The 16,834-nt window shown below is 61.2% G+C and carries 18 protein-coding genes; 11 read left to right on the top strand and 7 right to left on the bottom strand.

The window, feature by feature from the left end:
• Positions 1-325: 325 nt before the first annotated feature.
• From LIY36_RS27260 to LIY36_RS27250, 3 genes are read right to left on the bottom strand one after another with little or no spacing between them, the layout of a single operon-like run.
• Positions 326-703: a DNA polymerase III subunit chi gene (locus LIY36_RS27260; RefSeq protein WP_226457810.1), complete on the bottom strand. Its 378-nt coding sequence runs from the start codon at positions 701-703 to the stop codon at positions 326-328.
• Positions 704-710: 7 nt separating this feature from the next.
• Positions 711-1,139 (bottom strand): DNA polymerase III subunit chi, encoded by a 429-nt coding sequence (locus tag LIY36_RS27255; RefSeq protein ID WP_226457809.1) that lies wholly within the window; start codon positions 1,137-1,139, stop codon positions 711-713.
• Between the two features lie 55 nt (positions 1,140-1,194).
• Entirely contained in the window at positions 1,195-2,685 is a 1,491-nt protein-coding gene (locus tag LIY36_RS27250; RefSeq protein WP_192297446.1) for a leucyl aminopeptidase, read from the bottom strand.
• A 282-nt stretch (positions 2,686-2,967) separates the two neighbouring features.
• On the opposite strand from LIY36_RS27250, the gene lptF reads away from it, so the two are divergent.
• From lptF to tadA, 10 genes are all read left to right on the top strand, one after another.
• Positions 2,968-4,086, top strand: coding sequence for an LPS export ABC transporter permease LptF (lptF, locus tag LIY36_RS27245; RefSeq protein WP_226457808.1), 1,119 nt, complete (start codon positions 2,968-2,970; stop codon positions 4,084-4,086).
• Positions 4,079-5,158, top strand: a complete 1,080-nt coding sequence (lptG, locus tag LIY36_RS27240; protein WP_226457807.1) for an LPS export ABC transporter permease LptG — start codon at positions 4,079-4,081, stop codon at positions 5,156-5,158. Before lptF ends, lptG begins: the two co-directional genes overlap by 8 nt.
• Before the next feature lie 151 nt (positions 5,159-5,309).
• Positions 5,310-7,109 carry a translation elongation factor 4 gene (lepA, locus tag LIY36_RS27235; RefSeq protein ID WP_003210439.1) on the top strand — a complete coding sequence of 600 codons (1,800 nt, stop codon included), beginning with the start codon at positions 5,310-5,312 and terminating at the stop codon, positions 7,107-7,109.
• 5 nt (positions 7,110-7,114) lie between these two features.
• Complete coding sequence (gene lepB, locus LIY36_RS27230; protein ID WP_192297441.1) at positions 7,115-7,966, top strand: signal peptidase I; 852 nt, start codon at positions 7,115-7,117, stop codon at positions 7,964-7,966.
• Between the two features lie 148 nt (positions 7,967-8,114).
• Positions 8,115-8,804 (top strand): ribonuclease III, encoded by a 690-nt coding sequence (rnc, locus tag LIY36_RS27225; RefSeq protein WP_012722401.1) that lies wholly within the window; start codon positions 8,115-8,117, stop codon positions 8,802-8,804.
• Complete coding sequence (era, locus tag LIY36_RS27220) at positions 8,797-9,699, top strand: GTPase Era (RefSeq protein WP_038851274.1); 903 nt, start codon at positions 8,797-8,799, stop codon at positions 9,697-9,699. Before rnc ends, era begins: the two co-directional genes overlap by 8 nt.
• A gap of 155 nt (positions 9,700-9,854) precedes the next feature.
• Positions 9,855-10,538: a DNA repair protein RecO gene (gene recO / locus LIY36_RS27215; protein ID WP_226457806.1), complete on the top strand. Its 684-nt coding sequence runs from the start codon at positions 9,855-9,857 to the stop codon at positions 10,536-10,538.
• Between the two features lie 51 nt (positions 10,539-10,589).
• Positions 10,590-11,333, top strand: a complete 744-nt coding sequence (gene pdxJ, locus LIY36_RS27210) for a pyridoxine 5'-phosphate synthase (protein ID WP_135287580.1) — start codon at positions 10,590-10,592, stop codon at positions 11,331-11,333.
• Positions 11,334-11,539: 206 nt separating this feature from the next.
• The gene (locus LIY36_RS27205) at positions 11,540-12,916 is read left to right on the top strand and encodes a multicopper oxidase family protein (protein WP_192297439.1); all 1,377 of its coding nucleotides are present in this window, start codon (positions 11,540-11,542) and stop codon (positions 12,914-12,916) included.
• Entirely contained in the window at positions 12,916-13,416 is a 501-nt protein-coding gene (gene tadA / locus LIY36_RS27200) for a tRNA adenosine(34) deaminase TadA (protein WP_226457805.1), read from the top strand. The genes LIY36_RS27205 and tadA overlap by 1 nt, the downstream gene beginning before the upstream one ends.
• A 76-nt stretch (positions 13,417-13,492) precedes the next feature.
• Here the strand turns inward: tadA and cmoB are convergent, their stop codons facing one another.
• Positions 13,493-14,449, bottom strand: coding sequence for a tRNA 5-methoxyuridine(34)/uridine 5-oxyacetic acid(34) synthase CmoB (cmoB, locus tag LIY36_RS27195; protein WP_226457804.1), 957 nt, complete (start codon positions 14,447-14,449; stop codon positions 13,493-13,495).
• Positions 14,446-15,189: a carboxy-S-adenosyl-L-methionine synthase CmoA gene (gene cmoA, locus LIY36_RS27190; RefSeq protein ID WP_192297433.1), complete on the bottom strand. Its 744-nt coding sequence runs from the start codon at positions 15,187-15,189 to the stop codon at positions 14,446-14,448. Before cmoA ends, cmoB begins: the two co-directional genes overlap by 4 nt.
• A 176-nt stretch (positions 15,190-15,365) precedes the next feature.
• On the opposite strand from cmoA, the gene LIY36_RS27185 reads away from it, so the two are divergent.
• A complete protein-coding gene (locus LIY36_RS27185; RefSeq protein ID WP_226457803.1) occupies positions 15,366-15,731 on the top strand; it encodes a hypothetical protein in 366 nt (121 codons plus the stop codon).
• Here LIY36_RS27185 and LIY36_RS27180 read toward each other — a convergent pair.
• Together LIY36_RS27180 and LIY36_RS27175 are read right to left on the bottom strand one after the other, a co-directional pair.
• Positions 15,704-16,360 (bottom strand): lysoplasmalogenase, encoded by a 657-nt coding sequence (locus LIY36_RS27180; RefSeq protein ID WP_192297430.1) that lies wholly within the window; start codon positions 16,358-16,360, stop codon positions 15,704-15,706. The genes LIY36_RS27185 and LIY36_RS27180 overlap by 28 nt on opposite strands.
• A 1-nt stretch (position 16,361) precedes the next feature.
• Complete coding sequence (locus LIY36_RS27175) at positions 16,362-16,751, bottom strand: protease inhibitor I42 family protein (protein WP_226457802.1); 390 nt, start codon at positions 16,749-16,751, stop codon at positions 16,362-16,364.
• Between the last annotated feature and the right edge of the window lie 83 nt (positions 16,752-16,834).

Raw genomic sequence — 16,834 nt, 5'->3', positions numbered from 1 at the left:
AACCCGTAATTTACACTTCCGCCCGCGAGGAAAACCTGGACTATGGCATTTGGCGCAGCCACGCCTTGTAGCAGTGGCTGGCGGGAGTTGATGGTCGTTGAACTAACGAGTACGGGAGCGCTGCCGGAGGGTAAAGAGGGCATGACGTTTCTCCAATGGGAGGTTTTCGTTAACTTTCCACGAATAACCTTCCACGAGATCCCGCATCTTTATCTACTGTCATAAATGACAGTTTTGACCAGCGGTGCCGCTAGTGCGCTCCTAGATGACACGCATGTGGCAAGGAGATGGAGAGAGGCTGGCAACAATCAACAGCTGTTTGTCTTCATGACTGGTACTGGCTGAGCAACCGCTCCATCCGCGCATCCAGCCGGCGCTTGATCTCGGTTTCGATATGCGGGGCGAAGTCGTCGATGACGTCTTGCATGATCAGTTGCGCGGCGGCGCGCAGTTCGTTGTCCAGGTGCAGCAGCAGGGCGTCCTGGCCTTTTTCGGCGGGGGCGGGCTCGACAGCAACGGCAACCGGCTCCGGCGCAGCGGGCTTGGCGCCGACCATATCGAACAACAGCGGAATCTGTACCTCTGCATCGACCGAGTCGGTCAGCAGTGGCGGTTGCAGGCCGTCGTCACCGAGCAACTGGCGGATCGACTCCAGGTCGTCCAGCAGGTGGTCGTCTTTTTTTACCGAGTTGGGAGTGTCCATCATTTACTCAAAGTCGTTGTAGCCGGTGATCCTGCAAAGGATAGCCCTGTTCGCGATAGAAACGGAAACTCTCCCGCGCCGCCTGACGAATAGCCGGGTCTTCCACCACCACCTCTGCCACGCGGGCAAACGCCTTGGCGAACGGCGGCACTTTCAGGTCCAGGTTGACCAGCAGGTCATGGTGATCGCCGCAGTTGTCGCCCAAGCCCAGGACCACCAGGCTTTCGGGTTCTGACTCGGCGGGGCCGTGGGGCACGAAGCTTTCGCCCTTGAAACTCCACAGGCGGGCATCCAGCTCGTCGCGTTGGGCCGCATCGCTGCAATGCAGGTAGATGCGGTGACCCATGCGCCAGGCTTTTTCAGTGAGTTTGCAGGCAAAGTCCAGGCGCGCGAGCGGGTCGGCGCTGGGCAATATATAGAAGTCGACTTGGGTCATTGTGGTTCCTGGAACGCGAGGCGGCTATCTGAAAGCCGCCCCGGCGTTCTCATTTTCAGGCCTTGGCGCGATCCAGCAGGTACTGGGTCAGCAGTGGAACCGGACGGCCAGTGGCGCCCTTGTCCTTGCCGCCGCTGGTCCAGGCCGTGCCGGCGATGTCCAGGTGCGCCCAGTTGAAGTTCTTGGCAAAGCGCGACAGGAAGCAGGCTGCGGTAATGGTGCCGGCTTTCGGGCCGCCGATGTTGGCGATGTCGGCGAACGGGCTGTCCAGCTGTTCCTGGTACTCATCGAACAGCGGCAGTTGCCAGGCGCGGTCGTCGGCGGCCTTGCCGGCGCTGAGCAGTTGTTCGATCAACTCGTCGTTGTTGCCCAACAGGCCCGAGGTGTGGGAGCCCAGAGCGACGATGCACGCGCCGGTCAGGGTGGCGATGTCGATCACGGCTTGCGGCTTGAAGCGCTCGGCGTAGGTCAGGGCATCGCACAGCACCAGGCGGCCTTCGGCGTCGGTGTTGAGGATCTCGACGGTCTGGCCGCTCATGGTGGTGACGATGTCGCCCGGACGCGCCGCGCCGCCACTTGGCATGTTCTCGGCGCAGGCCAGGATGCACACCAGGTTGATCGGCAGCTTGAGCTCCAGCACCGCACGCAGGGTGCCGAACACGCTGGCGGCGCCGCCCATGTCGTACTTCATCTCATCCATGCCGGCGCCTGGCTTGAGGCTGATGCCGCCGGTGTCGAAGGTGATGCCTTTGCCGACCAGGGCGTAAGGTTTGTCGGCCTTTTTGCCGCCGTTGTATTGCATCACGATCAGGCGTGGCGGCTGGTCGCTGCCCTGGCCCACGGCATAGAACGAGCCCATGCCCAGTTCCTTGATCTTCTTCTCATCCAGGACTTCGACTTTCAGGCCCTTGAATTCCTTGCCCAGCGCCTTGGCCTGTTCGCCGAGAAAGGTTGGGTGGCAGATGTTCGGCGGCAGGTTGCCCAGGTCGCGGGTGAACGACATGCCGTTGGCGATTGCGGTGGCGTGGGTCACGGCGCGCTGCACTTCAGCCTGGGCGGCCTTGATGGTCAGCAGGGTGATCTTCTTCAGGGCGCGGGGTTCGGCCTTGGTGCTCTTGAACTGGTCGAAGATATAGCCGCCGTCCACCAGGCTTTCGGCCAGCAGGCGGGTCTTGCCGTAGCTGTCGCGGCCCTTGACCACCACTTCATCCAGCGCCAGCGTGGCATCACCGCCGCCCAGGCCTTTAAGGGTGGTGAGGATGCCGCTGATGATCTTGCGGAACGGACGGTCGCCCAGCTCGGCGTCCTTGCCCACGCCCACCAGCAGTACGCGGTCGGCTTTCAGGTTTGGCAGGCTTTGCAGCAGCAGGCTCTGGCCGACTTTGCCCGCCAGGTCGCCGCGCTTGAGGATCGCGCTGATGGCGCCGCCGCTCAGTTCGTCGACTTGCTTGGCAGCGACGCCGAGCTTGCGGCCTTCGCCGATGGCGACCACGAGGGTGGCGGTTTTCAACGTTTCGGGGCTAACGCTTTTTACAACCAATTCCATTTTCGGGTCCCTTATAAAGGTCAAAGAGCCGGGCGTCTGTACGCCGGCTTTAAAGCTTGGCGGCTGTATAAACCGCCCGCGACAAAGGCCGCAGTTTGAACCTCGGCGGCGGAGCCTGACAACCCTTGGTGTAAGCTTTGTCCACGTGGTTGAGCATGCTCCGTGACAGGCGCGGCCAATCACAGGATAATGCGCCATCTTTTTAGCCGGCCTGTGCAAACGGGTCGACTGGTATGCTTGCTTGTTTGGCCGCCTTAGCCTGACAACCCTGGAGTGTCTGGTTTGATCGTCTTCCGTTATCTGTCCCGCGAAGTCCTGTTGACCCTGAGTGCCGTGAGCGCGGTGTTGCTGGTCATCATCATGAGTGGTCGTTTCGTCAAATACCTCGCCCAGGCCGCCTCTGGCGCGCTGGATCCGGGCTCGCTGTTCCTGATCATGGGCTTTCGCCTGCCGGGGTTCCTGCAACTGATCCTGCCGCTGGGCCTGTTCCTCGGGATCCTGCTGGCGTACGGTCGCCTGTATCTCGAAAGTGAAATGACCGTGCTTTCGGCCACCGGCATGAGCCAGCAACGCCTGCTGGGCATGACCATGATCCCGGCCGCCGGTGTCGCGCTGATCGTCGCCTGGCTGAGCCTGAGCCTGGCCCCCCAGGGCGCCATGCAGTTCCAGCTGGTGCTGAACAAGCAGGACGCGATGACCGAGTTCGACACCCTCGAACCGGGCCGCTTCCAGGCACTCAGCGACGGCACCCGCGTGACCTACACCGAAACCATGACCGAAAACCGTGCCAACCTCGGCGGCGTATTCATCTCCGAGAAGCGCCTGGGCCAGGACAAGAAAGACCGCGGTATTTCCGTGCTGGTGGCCGACTCAGGCCGCCAGGAAGTGCGCCCCGATGGCAGCCGCTATCTGATCCTGGAAAACGGCTATCGCTATGACGGCAGCCCCGGCATGGCCGATTACCGTGCGATCAAGTACGACACCTACGGCGTGCTGCTGGCCCGTCCGGACGTCAGCGACGAAGTTACCGACCGTGACGCCATCCCCACCACGGAACTGCTCGGCAGCAAGGAACTGCGTTCCATTGCCGAGCTGCAATGGCGCATCTCCCTGCCGCTGCTGGTGTTTATCGTGACCTTGATGGCAGTGCCGCTGTCGCGCGTCAACCCGCGCCAGGGCCGATTCCTCAAGCTGTTGCCGGCGATCCTGCTGTACATGGCGTACCTGACCATCCTGATTTCCGCCCGTGGTTCCCTGGAGAAGGGCAAGCTGTCGCCGACCCTGGGCCTGTGGTGGGTGCATGGGATCTTCCTGGTGATCGGCCTGGCGCTGCTCTACTGGGAACCTATCCGTCTGAAAATGTTGAGCCGTCGTGGCCAGAAGGAGTTGGCTCGTGGCTAAGCTCGATCGCTACATTGGTAGCAGCGTACTGATCGCCATCCTGGCGGTATTGGGCATCATCCTTGGGTTGGCGTCGTTGTTCGCCTTTATCGATGAAGTCGGCAACGTCAGCGACACCTATACCGTATGGGACGTGATGAGCTACGTGGCCCTCACCGCGCCGCGCCGCCTCTACGACATGATGCCGATGGCCGCGCTGATCGGTTGCCTGATCGGCCTGGGCAGCCTGGCCAGCAACAGCGAACTGACTATCATGCGTGCCGCCGGGGTGTCCATCGGTCGTATTGTCTGGGCGGTGATGAAGCCGATGCTGCTGCTGATGCTGTGCAGCGTGCTGATCGGTGAATACGTTGCGCCGCCGGCCGAAACCACGGCCCAGGCCAACCGCGCCCTGGCCCAGGGGTCGGGCGACGCACAAAGCTCCAAGCATGGCCTGTGGCACCGCCAGGGTGACGAGTTCATCCACATCAACGCGGTGCAGCCCGGTGGCCTGTTGATTGGTGTGACACGTTATACCTTTGACAAGGAACGCCATCTGCTGATGTCGAGCTTTGCCAAGCGCGCGCAGTACAACGCCGAGAAATGGCAGCTGAGCGATGTCACCACCACGCATTTCCGCAATGCAGGGCAAGGTACCAAGGCCAGTACTGAAGTGATCAATGTGCCGGCCGAGGAGTGGGACATCGCCCTCAAGCCGGAACTGCTCAATACCGTAGTGATGATCCCCGAAAGCCTGCCGATCTCCGGGCTTTGGGGTTACATCCACTACTTGAAGGACCAAGGCCTGAACAACGGCCGCTACTGGCTGGCATTCTGGGTCAAGGTGCTGCAGCCGGTGGTCACTGCCGCGCTGGTGTTGATGGCGATCTCGTTCATCTTCGGCCCGCTGCGCTCCGTGACCCTTGGCCAGCGCGTCTTTACCGGCGTGCTGGTGGGCTTTACCTTCCGCATCGCCCAGGACCTGCTCGGCCCTTCGAGCCTGGTGTTCGGTTTCTCGCCGCTGTTTGCGGTGCTGGTGCCCACTGGTATCTGCGCCCTGGCCGGGTTCTGGCTATTGCGCCGGGCTGGTTGATAGAGCGCTTATGATCAAAACATGCCCCGGTCGAGAGATCGGGGCATTTTTGTTCTGGTCAGCAAAGATGACGTCTGGCCTGAGCATCAGGTACAATTCCCGGCTATTTTTCAGCGGGCAATCTGCCTGCAGCCTTTTTGAGTGTTGATCCGTGAGTGATTTGAGTCATATCCGCAATTTCTCCATCATCGCCCACATTGACCATGGCAAGTCGACGCTGGCCGACCGGTTCATCCAAATGTGCGGTGGCCTTGCCGAGCGTGAAATGGAAGCCCAGGTCCTGGACTCCATGGACCTCGAGCGTGAACGCGGCATCACCATCAAGGCCCATAGCGTTACCCTGTACTACACCGCAAAAGACGGTATCAAGTACCAGCTGAACTTCATTGACACCCCCGGCCACGTTGACTTCACCTACGAAGTCAGCCGCTCGCTGGCCGCCTGCGAAGGCGCCTTGCTGGTGGTGGACGCCGGCCAGGGCGTTGAAGCCCAGTCCGTTGCCAACTGCTACACCGCGATCGAGCAAGGCCTGGAAGTGATGCCGGTGCTGAACAAGATCGACCTGCCGCAGGCCGATCCGGACCGCGTCAAGGAAGAAATCGAAAAAATCATCGGCATTGACGCCACCGACGCCGTCGAGTGCAGCGCCAAGACCGGCCTGGGCGTCGACGAAGTGCTCGAGCGCCTGGTCAAGACCATTCCCGCGCCGACCGGCAACTACGAGGATCCGCTGCAAGCGTTGATCATCGACTCCTGGTTCGACAACTACCTGGGCGTTGTGTCCCTGGTCCGCGTGCGCCACGGCCGCGTGAAGAAGGGCGACAAGATCCTGGTCAAATCCACCGGCAAGATCCACCTGGTGGACAGCGTTGGTGTGTTCAACCCCAAGCACACGGCGACCACCGATCTGAAAGCCGGTGAAGTAGGCTTCATCATTGCCGGTATCAAGGACATTCACGGGGCCCCGGTGGGTGACACCCTGACCTTGAGCTCGACGCCGGACGTTGACGTGCTGCCCGGCTTCAAGCGCATCCAGCCGCAGGTTTACGCCGGCCTGTTCCCGGTCAGCTCCGATGACTTCGAAGATTTCCGCGAAGCCCTGCAAAAGCTGACCCTCAACGACTCGTCGTTGCAGTACACCCCGGAAAGCTCCGACGCCCTGGGCTTCGGCTTCCGTTGCGGGTTCCTGGGCATGCTGCACATGGAGATCATCCAGGAGCGCCTGGAGCGCGAATACGACCTGGACCTGATCACCACCGCGCCAACGGTTATTTTTGAGCTGGCGCTGAAAACCGGTGAAACGATTTACGTCGACAACCCGTCCAAGCTCCCAGACCTGTCTTCCATCGAAGACATGCGCGAGCCGATTGTGCGCGCCAATATCCTGGTGCCGCAGGAACACCTGGGCAACGTCATCACCCTGTGTATCGAAAAGCGTGGCGTGCAGCACGACATGCTGTTCCTCGGTACCCAGGTCCAAGTGACCTATGATTTGCCGATGAACGAAGTGGTCCTGGACTTCTTCGACCGTCTCAAATCCACCAGTCGCGGCTATGCTTCGCTGGATTACCATTTCGATCGTTATCAATCGGCTAATCTGGTGAAACTGGATGTGCTGATCAACGGCGACAAGGTCGATGCCCTGGCACTCATCGTGCACAAGGACAACGCGCACTACAAAGGTCGCCAGTTGACCGAGAAGATGAAAGAACTGATTCCGCGCCAGATGTTCGACGTCGCGATCCAGGCCGCCATTGGCGGGCAGATCATTGCGCGGACCTCCGTCAAGGCTCTCAGAAAGAACGTACTGGCCAAATGCTACGGCGGTGACGTAAGCCGTAAGCGCAAGCTGCTTGAGAAGCAAAAGGCCGGTAAAAAACGCATGAAGCAAGTGGGCAACGTGGAAATTCCACAAGAAGCCTTCCTTGCGGTGCTCAGGTTGGATAGTTAGGTCCTATGTCACTAAATTTCCCGCTGTTGCTGGTCATCGCCGTTGCCGTCTGTGGTCTTCTGGCATTGCTCGATCTGGTGTTCTTCGCCCCGCGTCGGCGGGCGGCTATCGCATCCTATCAGGGCAGCGTCAGCCAGCCCGATGCGGTGGTGGTCGAGAAGCTGAACAAAGAGCCTTTGCTGGTTGAATACGGCAAGTCGTTCTTCCCGGTACTGTTCATCGTGCTGGTGCTGCGCTCGTTCCTGGTGGAGCCGTTCCAGATCCCTTCGGGGTCGATGAAGCCTACCCTGGATGTTGGCGACTTCATCCTGGTGAACAAGTTTGCCTACGGCATCCGCCTGCCGGTGATCGACAAGAAGGTCATTGAAGTCGGCGACCCGCAGCGCGGCGATGTGATGGTGTTCCGCTTCCCGAGCGACCCGAACGTCAACTACATCAAGCGTGTGATCGGCCTGCCGGGCGACGTGATCCGCTACACCGGCGACAAGCGCCTGTTCATCAACGGTGAGTCGGTGGCTGAAAAGCTGATCGGCTCCGAGCCGAACTCCCTGGGCAGCGCCGAGCTGTACCAAGAGAAACTCGGCGCGGTGGAGCACCAGATCCGCAAGGAAATGTCGCGCTACCGCCAGCCTGATGGCGAGTGGAAAGTGCCGGCCGGGCACTACTTCATGATGGGCGACAACCGTGATAACTCCAATGACAGCCGTTATTGGAACGATCCCAACATTCCCAAGGACATGCTGGGCATGGTTCCCGACGAGAACATCGTCGGCAAGGCCTTCGCGGTCTGGATGAGCTGGCCGGAGTCCAAACTCAGCCACCTGCCGAACTTCTCGCGAGTCGGGCTGATCAAGTAATACAGGCGGCGCTGTGAACACAGCGCCGAATGCTTTTCTGGGGCTTGGACAAATGTCCGGCCTCATGCAGCACCAACCAGGATTTGAATTTGAACACTGCGTCAATCGTCGATGGCCGCCGGTGCCACCACACAGATATGGGTAAACCGTGACCGTTTCTCTAGCACGTCTCGAGCGCCAGCTCGGCTACACCTTCAAGGACCAGGAATTGATGGTCCTTGCCCTCACACACCGCAGCTTTGCAGGGCGTAACAACGAACGCCTGGAATTCCTCGGTGATGCCATCCTCAATTTCGTCGCCGGTGAAGCGCTGTTCGAGCGTTTCCCCCAAGCCCGTGAAGGCCAGTTGTCGCGCCTGCGTGCGCGCCTGGTGAAGGGCGAGACCCTGGCCGTGCTGGCCCGCGGTTTCGGCCTTGGCGAGTACCTGCGCCTGGGCTCCGGCGAGTTGAAGAGCGGCGGTTTCCGCCGTGAGTCGATCCTGGCCGACGCTCTTGAAGCGCTGATCGGTGCGATCTATCTCGACGCCGGCATGGAAGCGGCCAAGGAGCGCGTCACCGCCTGGCTGACCTCCGAGATCGAGAGCCTGACGCTGGTCGACACCAACAAAGATCCCAAGACCCGCCTGCAGGAATTCCTGCAATCGCGCGGTTGCGAACTGCCACGCTATGAAGTGGTGGACATCCAGGGTGAGCCCCATTGCCGCGTGTTCTTCGTGGAATGTGAAATCACCTTACTGAACGAAAAAAGCCGAGGTCAGGGTGTGAGCCGTCGTATTGCCGAACAGGTAGCGGCCGCTGCAGCACTGATTGCCCTGGGCGTGGAGAATGGCCATGACTGATTCAACCGCAACACGCTGTGGCTATGTTGCCATCGTCGGCCGCCCGAACGTGGGCAAGTCCACGCTGCTGAACCATATCCTCGGCCAGAAGCTCGCGATCACCTCGCGCAAGCCGCAGACCACCCGCCACAACATGCTGGGCATCAAGACCGAAGGCACCGTGCAAGCGGTCTACGTCGATACCCCGGGCATGCACAAAGGCGGCGAGAAAGCCCTCAACCGCTACATGAACAAGACCGCTTCGGCGGCGTTGAAAGACGTCGACGTGGTGATCTTCGTGGTTGACCGCACCAAGTGGACCGACGAAGACCAGATGGTCCTCGAACGTGTGCAGTACGTCACCGGCCCGTTGATCGTCGCGCTGAACAAGACCGACCGCATCGAAGACAAAGCCGAGCTGATGCCGCACCTGAGCTGGTTGCAGGAACAACTGCCGAATGCCCAGATCATCCCGATCTCGGCCCAGCACGGTCACAACCTCGAAGCCCTGGAGCGCGTGATCGCCGAGCACCTGCCGGAGAACGAGCACTTCTTCCCGGAAGACCAGATCACCGACCGCAGCAGCCGTTTCCTGGCCGCCGAGCTGGTGCGCGAGAAAATCATGCGCCAGATGGGCGCCGAACTGCCGTACCAGATCACCGTCGAAATCGAAGAGTTCAAGCAGCAGGGCAAGACCTTGCACATCCATGCGCTGATTCTCGTCGAGCGTGATGGCCAGAAGAAAATCATCATTGGCGACAAGGGCGAGCGCATCAAGCGCATCGGTACCGAAGCGCGCAAGGACATGGAATTGCTGTTCGATTCCAAGATCATGCTCAACCTGTGGGTGAAGGTGAAAGGCGGCTGGTCCGACGACGAACGCGCACTGCGCTCCCTGGGCTACGGCGACCTGTAAGAACACCGCAGGACTAAAAATGTGGGAGCGGGCTTGCTCGCGAATGCGGTGGATCAGTCACTGATAAGTCGACTGGCACACCGCATTCGCGAGCAAGCCCGCTCCCACATTCGGTTTGTGTAGTTTTCAACAATGCATTCCAGCAATGAGACCCCATGTCCCAATCCCTCAGCCAACCCGCCTACGTCCTGCACAGCCGCGCCTACCGCGAGACCAGCGCTCTGGTGGACTTCCTCACGCCCCAAGGCCGCCTGCGTGCAGTGTTGCGCAGCGCGCGGGGCAAGGCGGGCACGCAGGCAAGGCCGTTCGTGGCGTTGGACGTGGAGTTTCGCGGCAAGGGCGAGCTGAAAAACGTTGGCCGCTTGGAAAGCGTCGGCACCTCTGCCTGGCTCAATGGCGAAGCGCTGTTCAGCGGCCTTTACCTCAACGAATTGCTGATTCGCCTGCTCCCTGCCGAAGACCCCCATCCGGCTGTCTTCGATCACTACGCCGCCACTTTGCTCGCCCTCGCCGAAGGTCGCCCGTTGGAGCCCTTGCTGCGTGCCTTCGAATGGCGCCTGCTCGACGACCTCGGCTACGGCTTCGAACTGGCCAACGACCTGCACGGCGAGCCCATCGCCGCCGACGGCATGTACCGCCTGCAAGTCGACGCCGGCCTGGAGCGCGTCTACCTGCTGCAACCCGGCCTGTTCGAGGGCACCGAGTTGCTGGCCATGAGCGAAGCCGACTGGAGCGCCCCTGGTGCCTTGTCCGCCGCCAAGCGTCTGATGCGCCAAGCGTTGGCCGTGCATCTGGGCGGCCGGCCGCTGGTCAGTCGCGAGTTGTTTCGAAAGCCCTGACAACCCCGTGTATGCTGTGCGGCGTTTCTTTCCCTTTTCAGGAGCGCTTCCGTGACCACCAGCAATCGCATTCTTCTTGGCGTCAACATCGACCACGTCGCTACCCTGCGCCAGGCCCGGGGCACCCGTTACCCTGACCCGGTCAAGGCTGCGCTGGACGCCGAAGAAGCGGGCGCCGACGGCATCACCGTGCACCTGCGCGAAGACCGTCGCCATATCCAGGAGCGCGACGTGTTGCTGCTCAAGGACGTGCTGCAAACCCGCATGAACTTTGAAATGGGCGTCACCGAAGAAATGATGGCGTTCGCCGAACGCATCCGCCCGGCGCACATCTGCCTGGTCCCGGAAACGCGCCAGGAACTCACCACCGAAGGCGGCCTCGACGTTGCCGGCCAGGAGGCGCGGATCAAGGCGGCGGTGGATCGTCTGTCGCAGATCGGCAGCGAAGTCTCGTTGTTCATCGATGCCGACGAGCGCCAGATCGAAGCCTCGCGCCGCGTCGGTGCGCCGGCCATCGAGCTGCACACCGGCCGTTATGCCGATGCCACCACGCCGACCGAAGTGGCTGACGAACTGCAGCGCATCATCGACGGTGTTGCCGTTGGCCTGCGCGAAGGTTTGATCGTCAATGCCGGCCACGGCCTGCACTACCACAACGTTGAAGCCGTGGCGGCGATCAAGGGTATCAACGAGCTGAACATCGGCCATGCGCTGGTGGCGCATGCGTTGTTCGTCGGCTTCAAAGGCGCCGTGGCCGAGATGAAAGCCCTGATCCTGGCTGCCGCCAAGGCCTGAACCAACACAGTCTAAAAACCACTGAAGATCAAAAAAATGTGGGAGCGGGCTTGCTCGCTCCCACACAAGCCCACACCCACAGTTGATCTTTGGCGTGTCCAGAATTCAGCCATGCGGCAATGCGAAGCCTTACTGTTTAGGTCATGCAGGTGTATCGTATCTGCCCTTTGCAGGCCCTGTGCCCGCGGCCGATACGTGAGGTTGTTGTGTCCCGATCCTTTTCCCGTCGACAAATCCTGGGTGGTCTCGCAGGCCTGGCCGTAGTGGGCGTCGGTGCTGGTGGCGCCTACCGCTACTGGCTGGGAAAGGTCGCCGAGGCCGAAGCGGGCCACGATTACGAGCTGATCGCCGCGCCGTTGGACGTGGAACTGGTGCCGGGCCACAAGACCGAGGCCTGGGCGTTCGGCCCGTCGGCGCCGGGTACCGAGTTGCGCGTACGCCAGGGCGAATGGCTGCGGGTGCGCTTTATCAACCACCTGCCGGTCGCCACCACCATTCATTGGCACGGCATCCGCCTGCCGCTGGAAATGGACGGCGTGCCCTACGTCTCCCAGTTGCCGGTCTTGCCTGGTGAGTACTTCGACTACAAATTCCGTGTGCCCGACGCCGGCAGCTACTGGTATCACCCCCATGTGAACAGCAGCGAAGAACTCGGCCGTGGCCTGGTCGGCCCGCTGATCATTGAAGAGCGCGAGCCCACCGGGTTCAAACACGAACGCACCTTGAGCCTGAAAAGCTGGCACGTGGACGAAGAGGGCGCCTTCGTCGCTTTCAGCGTACCCCGTGAGGCCGCGCGTGGCGGTACTGCCGGGCGGTTATCGACGATCAACGGCGTGTCCCAGGCGGTGATCGACTTGCCCGCCGGGCAGATCACCCGCGTGCGCTTGCTCAACCTCGACAACACCCTGACTTATCGCATCAACATCCCTGACGTCGAAGCGCAGATCTACGCGCTGGACGGCAACCCCATCGAGCCGCGCCCGCTGGGCAAGGAATACTGGCTGGGCCCGGGCATGCGCATCTGCCTGGCGATCAAGGCACCGCCGGCCGGCGAAGAGTTGTCGATCCGCAACGGCCCGGTGCGCCTGGGCACGTTCCGCTCGGTCGCCAACAGCGATGCGCCGACGGACTGGCCAGCGGCATTGCCCGCCAACCCGATTGCCGAGCCGGACCTGGCCAACGCCGAGAAGCTCAACTTCAATTTCGAGTGGGTCGGCACCGTTTCCGTCGACGATGGTCGGCCGCCCAGCCTGTGGCAAATCAATGGTCAGGCCTGGGACATCACTGACAAGACCTGCGCCGACCGGCCCATCGCCAAGCTGGAGAAGGGCAAGAGCTACATCTTCGAATTGAAGAACATGACCCAGTACCAGCACCCGATCCACCTGCACGGCATGAGCTTCAAGGTGATCGCCTCGAACCGCCACAAGGTGATCCCGTACTTCACCGACACTTACCTGTTGGGCAAGAACGAACGCGCCCGCGTGGCGCTGGTGGCAGATAACCCGGGGGTATGGATGTTTCATTGCCACGTGATCGATCACATGGAAACCGGCCTGATGGCCGCCATCGAGGTGGCGTGATGCGCCAGTTCCGCCCCACCGCGATCATCGACCGCAGCCGCGACCAGGACTTCATGCGCGAAGCCCTGGCCCTCGCTGCCCAGGGCGCAGCCTTGGGTGAAGTGCCGGTAGGCGCGGTGCTGGTCCAGGACGGCGAAATCATCGGCCGTGGCTTCAATTGCCCGATCAGCGGCAACGACCCCAGCGCCCACGCCGAAATGGTCGCTATCCGCAATGCCGCGCAGGCCATCAGCAACTATCGGCTGGTGGGCAGCACGCTGTACGTGACGTTGGAACCGTGCAGCATGTGCGCCGGTTTGATCGTGCATTCGCGGGTGGCGCGGGTGGTGTACGGCGCGCTGGAGCCGAAGGCGGGGATTGTGCAGAGCCAGGGGCAGTTTTTTACCCAGGGGTTTCTCAATCACAAAGTGCTGTTTGAAGGCGGGGTGTTGGCCGAGGAGTGCGGTACCGTCCTCAGCGAATTCTTCAAGGCCCGAAGGGCCAAACCACAATCCAACTAACACCGCAGACCAATGTGGGAGCAGGCAAGCCAGCTCCCACAGTTTTGATCTCTATTTATTCAGTGAAACCGCACGCTTACTTGCGAGCGATGATGACGGCCCGCATCGGCGCCGGCAGCCCTTCGATGGTCTTGCTGTGATCCCCGGGATCAAGGAAGTCGCTCAGCGACTGATACTTCATCCACTCCGTCCCCCGCTGTTCCTCCACCGTGGTCACGCTCACGTCCACACAGCGCACATCACTGAACCCGGCGCGCCGCAGCCACAGCATCAGCGCCGGTACAGAGGGCAGGAACCACACGTTGCGCATCTGCGCGTAGCGGTCTTCCGGCACCAGTACTTGTTGCTGATCGCCTTCCACCACCAGGGTTTCCAGGACCAGTTCGCCGCCCTTGACCAGGGTGTCTTTCAGCGCCAGCAGATGCTCGATCGGTGAACGCCGGTGATAGAACACGCCCATGGAAAACACCGTGTCGAAGCCTTCCAGGTTCGCCGGCAGGTCTTCGAACGGGAACGGCAGGTGCCAGGCCTTCGGTTCCGACAGGTAACGCTGCACCGCCTGGAACTGGCAGAAGAACAGCCAGTTCGGGTCGACGCCAATCACACTGTCCGCCCCGGCGCCGAGCATGCGCCACATGTAGTAGCCATTGCCGCAGCCCACATCAAGGATTCGCTTGCCCTTGAGGTTCAAATGCGGGGCTACCCGCGACCACTTCCAGTCTGAACGCCATTCGGTGTCCACATGCACGCCGAACAGGTTGAACGGGCCTTTGCGCCACGGGCTCAGGCCCATCAACGCGGTGCGCATTTGTGCGCGGGTTTCGTCGTCGCAATCGGTGTCGAGGGTCAGGCCATTGAGCAAGTCCACCTCGCTTGGCTGGATCTTTGGCAAGGCGTCCAACGCACTCTGCCAACGTTCCAGGTCGCCATGACCCTTTTCCATCTTGCTATCGAGTTGTGCTTGCAGGCCCTGGGCCCACACAGCCAGGGGAGTGCCGACCAGATGGCGGGCGAGGGGGGACAGATCAATCATGGCAAGGCAATCAACGAGGCAAAGTTAAGACACTGGAACCACGGCACGACTTTCGAGAAACCGGCCGCCAGCAGGCGTTCGCGGTGTTCTTCGAGGCTGTCGGGCTTCATGACGTTTTCGATGGCGCTGCGCTTCTGGGCGATTTCCAGTTCGCTGTAGCCGTTGGCGCGTTTGAACGCGATATGCAGGTCGGTGAGCAGTTCATGTTCTTCAACATCGTTGAAGCGCAGCTTTTCCGACAGGATCAGCGCCCCACCCGGCAGCAGCGACTGGCGGATGCGCGAGAGTAGCGCCAGGCGTTCTTCGGGGGCGATGAACTGCAGGGTGAAGTTCAGCGCCACCACCGAGGCCGGTTGAAATTGCAGCGCGAGAATATCGCCTTCGACCACCTCGACCGGCAGCAACTCCTGGAACATCGAGTCCTGGCCATTGAGGTACTCGCGGCAACGCTCGACCATCGCCGCCGAGTTATCCACCGCGATCACCCGGCAGCCGTCGGTGCGCACGTGGCGGCGCAGGGCCTGGGTCACCGCGCCGAGGGATGAACCGAGGTCGTAGAGCACGCTATTGGGCTGGGCAAACTGCGCCGCGAGCACGCCGAGGTTTTCGACGATGGTCGGGTAACCGGGCACCGAGCGCTTGATCATGTCCGGGAACACCCGCACCACATCCTCGTTAAAGGCGAAGTCCGGCACCTGGGTCAGGGGCTGGGCGAATAGGCGATCGGGTTGTTTGCTCACGGTTGTTCCGGCATTGATGGGGGGAAGGCCGGCATTTTAGCCAAGTTGACAGCGGGATGCATGGTTGATCGGACCGTTAGTCAGGCAAGGCGGGCGACCTGTTAATTCTGACAGTAGACGGCTTATTTGCGAGTGCCTAAGTTCGGGGGAGTCTGATATTCCCTGAGGATGCAATCATGAGCCTGAAACTGACCGTCACTGACAAGAAGTTGAAAGCGCTGCTGGCAAAGATCAACAAGGACAAGAAAATCGACGCCACTGAATTTCTCGATCTGAGAAAACAGGCGGATGACGAAATTGCCAAAAGCGCGTTGCTGCCCGTACGCGACAACCTGCGGATTATTTCCAATGCCGCCGACATCTTGTCCGACGCCATGAAGATCCTGTACCTGGAATTGCGTCGCCTCGACTACGGCGTGCCCGACAAGGACCCTGTCAAGAACGCCAAGAAAGAGGCGGAAAAGGCCGCGCTTAAAAAGGCCGTCGAATTTCAGTTGGCCTATGCCATCGAAAGTTATCGGTTCACGCTCGACAAGTTGTGAGGTACTCGGTCGAACGCCGACGCGGTGATCCCCCACTGGCCCAGCCAGTACGAGACGATCAACACATACGGCGCCGCCTCAAACGCCACCACAAAGCGGTTGATGCCGATCAGCGTGTCGGAAAACACAAACGACACCGCGCCCGCCGCTGCCAGTAACGCCGAGCGCTTGGGCACGTCGCTGCCCAGGCGTGCCAACGCTCGCCAGAGCATGGCGCTGATCACCGTTGCGTAAACCACCACGGGGATCAGCAAGTCGCCGAGGCCGTGTGAGATCAGGATGCTCAGCAGCACAGCCCCCACGCCCAGGGCCAATACCAACGGCAACAGCGCCAAGCGGCGGCAGTCGCTCAAGTACGCTTTGAGATACGCCAGGTGCGCGAACAAAAACGCGCCGAGGCCGAAGATAAACAAGTCGCCCGGCCACGCGAGCAGCACATCGCCCACCAGGGAGAAAATCAGCCCCAGGCTGATCCAGCGTCGATAGTCGGTGGGCGGCGCATCATGCAGCCAGCCCAGCAGCGCCAATACCGGCAGCGGTTTGACCAGCAGGCACAACAACGTCGCGTGGGTGCTCAGGCCGTAGATAAAGGTGCCGGCGCCCATCAACGCAAGAATCAGCCATGGCATATCAGTTCACCGTGATGGCGCAGTCGAAGGTCTCGGCGGGTTCGGCTTCGGGTTCCCAGGGTTGCTGGGAGGTCAGGCGCAAACGCCCCTGGCCGGCGGCGAAGGCCTGGAAGCGCCAGGTGGATTGCCCGCCGCCGCCGATCACCCCGGATTCACTGCTGCTGTAGACCTCGGGGCTCAACGCGCGCAGTACACCGCCAGCGGAATCCTGGATGGCCCAGCGATAGCCTGTGGTGGGGTTGCTCGGCAGGGTCAGGATCAGGTTCTGCCCGGTCTTGAGCTGGAGCGGGCAGGCGCTTTGCTTGTCCACGCTGACGTTTTGCTTGGGAGCACTGGCGCAGGCGGCCAGCAGAGCAAGGCTCAAGGGGAGAAGCAGGCGGGCAGCAGTCATGAAGCCTCCGTTGATTGACGACGAAGGGCGAGCATAACCGAAGATGAGACAAGGTGTGACAAGGCGAAAGTGACATAAACCAT

This window comes from Pseudomonas sp. AF03-9 (assembly GCF_020515815.1).
Classification (GTDB): Bacteria; Pseudomonadota; Gammaproteobacteria; order Pseudomonadales; family Pseudomonadaceae; genus Aquipseudomonas.
Note: the sequence above shows the minus strand (reverse complement) of the source record. Positions and strands in the feature narration are given on the sequence as shown.